The 4664-nt window shown below is 68.8% G+C and carries 4 protein-coding genes; 2 read left to right on the top strand and 2 right to left on the bottom strand.

Features of this window, described 5'->3' with window-relative positions:
- Positions 1-52: 52 nt before the first annotated feature.
- Positions 53-502: a secondary thiamine-phosphate synthase enzyme YjbQ gene (locus tag V7Q42_RS21240; RefSeq protein WP_333826269.1), complete on the bottom strand. Its 450-nt coding sequence runs from the start codon at positions 500-502 to the stop codon at positions 53-55.
- A 235-nt stretch (positions 503-737) separates the two neighbouring features.
- Here V7Q42_RS21240 and V7Q42_RS21235 point away from each other — a divergent pair, with 235 nt between their 5' ends.
- Entirely contained in the window at positions 738-1382 is a 645-nt protein-coding gene (locus V7Q42_RS21235; protein ID WP_333826268.1) for an invasion associated locus B family protein, read from the top strand.
- 92 nt (positions 1383-1474) lie between these two features.
- Here the strand turns inward: V7Q42_RS21235 and V7Q42_RS21230 are convergent, their stop codons facing one another.
- A complete protein-coding gene (locus tag V7Q42_RS21230; RefSeq protein WP_333826267.1) occupies positions 1475-1942 on the bottom strand; it encodes a MerR family transcriptional regulator in 468 nt (155 codons plus the stop codon).
- Positions 1943-2444: 502 nt separating this feature from the next.
- On the opposite strand from V7Q42_RS21230, the gene V7Q42_RS21225 reads away from it, so the two are divergent.
- On the top strand, positions 2445-4664 hold a 2220-nt coding region (locus V7Q42_RS21225), incomplete at its 3' end, for a hypothetical protein (protein WP_333826266.1).

The following is a 4664-nucleotide window of genomic DNA, read 5'->3' as shown; positions in this document are numbered from 1 at the left end:
AGTGAATCACGTCAGTAGACGGTCGTCGAGGGCTATCCGCGCACAGGTCTCATCAATCGCCGAGATAGTGCAGCGTCGCGGTGCGGCGGTGGCCGGTGTCGCGATGCTCCCAGACGTAGACCGCCTGCCAGGTGCCGAGGTCCACGCGACCGCCGATCACCGGGATCGAAAGCGACACGCCGGTCAGCGACGTCTTGACGTGGGCGGGCATGTCGTCGTCGCCCTCGAGGTCGTGGCGCCAATGAGAGCCGCGCGGCGCCAGCCGGTCGAGGGCGTCGACGAGGTCGGGCAGAACCTCGGGCGAGGCGTTCTCCTGGATGGTGAGCGAGGCCGAGGTGTGGCGCAGGAAGACGGTCAGGAGACCGTCGACGGCACCGATCTCGGCGAGCCAACGATCGAGGGCCGCGGTGACGTCGACGAGGCCGCGCGGCCGGGTGGCGACGTCGAGGCGCGTCGTCGCCTGACGGGTGATCGCGGTGGTGGTCGGGCGGTCGAGGGTCATCGGCGGGGTCCGGTGGAGAGGAACGCGACGGCGGTCCGCTCTTTCTACAACGGTCGGCCGAGGGCCGCGACCGGGCCCGTCGCCACCGTGTCGCCGTATTGAGCGGCCAACACCCGCATCGAATTCGCCCGCGCGAATCCGCCTCCGCGTGCCCCTTCCCATTGAACCGAACGGAAGGGAGCGATATGAGGAGGCCGGTTTCGAACGAATGCTCCTCGCCACAACGGGAACGACGATGACCGTCACTGTCACGAAGTCCATCGCCAAGATCGCCCGCGCACCGCTCGCTGCGGCCTTCGTCGCCACCGCCGCTCTGACGGCCGTCGGCGTCCTTCCTGCTTCCGCCCAGTCGGCGACGGCCGACGAATGGGTCAAGGTCTGCCGGACCGACGAGAAGCAGAAGAAGGAGATCTGCAAGACCGCCTACGACCTCAGGACCTCCGGCGGCCAGTTCCTCGCGTCCATCGCGGTGGTCGAAGCCTCCGGCGAGGCGCGCAAGTTCGTCGACCTGATCATGCCGACCGGCCTCCTGCTGCAGCCGGGCATCAAGATCCAGGTCGATCAGAACAAGGCAGAGGACGGCAAGTACGGCATGTGCGCCGCCGACGGCTGCATCGCCCAGCTCGTCGCCTCCGATGCTCTGGTCGGGCAGATGAAGAAGGGCACCAACCTGACCGTCACGGCTCAGGGCCAGTCGGACAATCCGGTCGACTTCGTCTTCCCGCTCGCCACCTTCAAGGCCTCCATCGAAGGCAAGGCGATGGACGACGCGGCGCTGAAGAAGCGCGAAGAGGCGATCGCCGCCGAGAACGCCCAGAAGCAGAAGAGCATCGAGGATCAGCTGCGCGAGCAGCAGCGCAAGGCGGTGCAGCAGCCCTGAGCGGCGCACGCCACGCGACCTCCGCCGACACGGATGAAATGGAAACGGGCCCCGATCGGGGCCCGTTTCCATTTCGACACCTCGCGTCGCGATCAGTCGGCGAGCACCCGTTCCAGTTCGGCGACCTCTTCGGCGACGGCCGCCAGCGACAGGTCGATCTCGCGGCGCTGTTCCTCGAGCACCGCGACCTGAGCCTCGATGCGGGCACGCAGGGCCGCGAGCCGCCGACCCGAGCGGTCCGATTCGGTCAACCGGTCCATGAGGTCACGGATCTCCACCAGGCTGAATCCGAGGCGCTTGAGGCGGAGTACGATCTTCAGCCGCCGGACGTCCTCGCTCTCGTAGAGACGGGCGCCACCGCGGCGCGCCGGCGTCAGCAGACCCTTGCCCTCGTAGAAGCGCAGAGCTCGCAGGGTCACGTCGCAATCGCGAGCCAGTTCGCCGATGGTCCAGGTCCGTGGGCTCGACGTCACCGGTCCGGCGGCGAGGGAGGCGAGGCTTTCACGAATTTCGTCGGTCACACCGGCGAGGTCGAGGGATCTGTATTCGGGCTTCATCATACCTTCCGTCGATCTGTCTCTGTGAACAGAACCGTCCGTCGTCTCCCCCGCGGGATGGTTCGAAGCCGGTCTACTTAGAGGCGTCGCTGGCCTGGTCAATACCTTCTCAGGTCATTTTTCGCCGAATTCGCGCAAGTCGGCCATGCATATTTCTGTCATCTGATATTCCGCGCCACCCCGTCGAACTATTCGAAATCATGGAGCGACGCGGCCGGAAAATATTTCACATCATGAAGAAATGGTGACGACGGAACGATGCCTTCGAGCGGATCCCGGTTACCGGAATCCTACGTCACCGCCCCGATCTTAACCGCTTGTTTACCCTGTTCGAAAAATCTGTGTCCGCAGCTTCGGCAGGACTCCGTTCCGAGTCGGGCGTCGGATCGCGTCGCGCAACGACCGGTCGCCGCCTCCAAGTCGAAGCCGGCGACCGGACGGGTACCGGCGGAGGATCGAAATGTCTTGGGGCGGCCGCGGACGCGATGACGAGAGGCGGGAACGCATGATCGACGCGGCGCGACGCTCGGGCATGTCGGTCAGCGAACTCGTCCAGGCGCTGGCGGAGGGGTCTCCCACCGCCGAGCGGGATCGATCGACGCGCCGCCGTCGCGACGATGCCGACGAGGACCGCTGGGAGCACGGCGACGAGATCCGTCGGCGCCCCGGCCACAGCGAGATCGACGCCCAACTCGACGTGCTCGCCGATCGCCTGCGCGATCTCTCCGCCGGCGGAGAAGCGCCGTCGCGTTCGCGGACGCAGGCGCGCGAGCGCGCGCCGTCGGCGACGCTCGAGGAGATCGCCTCCGCCGTCGATCGGCTCAGCCGACAGATTCCGGACGCGCCGGCGAAGCGGGCGCCCAAGGCGCGACCGCAGACCGACGTGTCGGCCGTCCTCACCGCGCTCGACGGCCTCGACCGGCGGGTCAAGGCGATGAGCGAGGGGCGGGCCGACGCGGCCGGCCGCGTCCGGCGCGAGCGCGCCGCGGTCGGCGACCTCGACCGCGCCATCGCCGAGATCTCGCAGCGCCAGAACGCGCTCGCCCGCGAGAAGCGTCCGCGCCGGGCGGCCACGGCGGGATCCGACATCGAACGCCATTTCCGCGAACTCTCCGACAAGATCGAGCAGCTCCGGGCGCGCGACGACCGTAACTCGCCGGAAGCGCTGATCGAGGAGATCCGCTCGCTGCGGCAGTTCGTCGAACAGCGCTCCGGCGGCGTCGACATCGGCGAGGAGATCCGCAAGCTCGCCGGCCGCATCGACGCGATGGCGGTCAACGATCCGGGTTCGGCGACGCTCGAACCGCTGATGACCGAGATGGGCCGGCTGCGCGACGTGGTGTTGCAGTCCGACGTCGAAGGATCGCTGAAGAGCCTGGAGGCCGGCTACGGTCACATCGTCGATCGCCTCGACGACCTGAAGCGCGGCCTCGCGAGCCCGCGGGTCGGGGCGTCGGTCGACGCCGAGATCTCCGAGATCCACAACCTGTTGCGCGCCGTACCGCAGGTGTCCCAGTTCTCCTCGATCGAACAGTCGCTACGCGATCTCGCCGGCAAGATCGAGAGCCTGGCGCGCGAAGACGAGGCGAACGACATCGCCCGCGTCGAGAAGCGCATCGCCGATCTGAAGTCGCAGTTCGATCGGGTCGACCCCTCGTCGCTGGTCAAGTCGCTCGACCAGCGCCTCAAGGTGGTCACCGACAAGCTGGAGTCGATCGAGCAGGCGGCCCGCGGCCCGGTGACGCCGGAGCGCGTCGCCTCGCTCGTCGACGAGATGCGCGCCGTCGCCGCCGGCAGCGGCAGCGGCGAGGAACTCCGGGCGCTGGAGAGCCGGCTCGCCGAGCTTTCCGACCGCATCGCCGATCTCGATCGCCGCCGTCCGTCGTTCGACGACACCGATCGGCTGCACGACCGCATCGCCGAGATCGCCGGCAAGCTCGACCGCATGGCGGTGCCGGTCACCGACCGGCGCACCGTCGACGCGCTGGAGACGACCATCTCGCGGCTCGACGAACTGATGTCGCGCCAGAGTGCGCCGGTGCCCGCCGGTATGGTCGACGGCCGCGTCGCCGCTCTGATCGAACGCCTCGATCGGGGTGAGGTCGGCCCGGCCTCGACCGACATCGACGCGCTCGGCCACCAGATCGCCGAGATGCGGCGCGAACTCGCCGCCCAGCGTTCGACCGGCGATCTCGAAGCGGAGATGCGCAAGCTCGCCGAACGACTGGATCGGTCCGTCGCGCAGGAACCGGACGATCAGGCGCTCGACCAGATCGAGGAGCAACTGGCCCGCATCTCGCGTCAACTGGCGGCGACGGAGGACCGTTTCGGCGGTCTCGCCGACATCGAAGCGGCCATCCGCCGCCTCGGCGACCGGCTCGAGGGCCAGCAGGTCGACTCCCTGACGGCGGCGCGGGAAGCGGCGCGCGAGATGGTGCTCGAGCTCGACCGCAGCCGCGGCGAACCGCTCGGCGAAGACGTCCTGCGCGGCTTGCAGGACGACCTGAGGTCGTTGCGCGCCGCCTCGCGCGACAGCGAGAACCGCACCAACGACACGCTGATCTCGCTCCACGATGCACTCACCGGCATCGTCGGCCGACTGACGGCGATCGAGAAGCTGGCGCAGGGCTCGGCCCGCTCGGCCGCCGCCCGCCCGGCCGCCGCAGAAGCTGCCGCTCCGGCGCCCGCCGCGGCGCGTGCGGCGCCGGTTCAGCCCGCCGCGCGG

The sequence above is a fragment of the Pinisolibacter sp. genome (assembly GCF_036782435.1).
Taxonomy (GTDB): domain Bacteria; phylum Pseudomonadota; class Alphaproteobacteria; order Rhizobiales; family Ancalomicrobiaceae; genus CALBKH01.
Note: the sequence above shows the minus strand (reverse complement) of the source record. Positions and strands in the feature narration are given on the sequence as shown.

Coding starts and splice junctions, on each gene's coding strand:
- V7Q42_RS21240 (WP_333826269.1), bottom strand. CDS start 502: ATGACCCTCGACCGCCCGACCACCACCGCGATCACCCGTCAGGCGACG.
- V7Q42_RS21235 (WP_333826268.1), top strand. CDS start 738: ATGACCGTCACTGTCACGAAGTCCATCGCCAAGATCGCCCGCGCACCG.
- V7Q42_RS21230 (WP_333826267.1), bottom strand. CDS start 1,942: ATGATGAAGCCCGAATACAGATCCCTCGACCTCGCCGGTGTGACCGAC.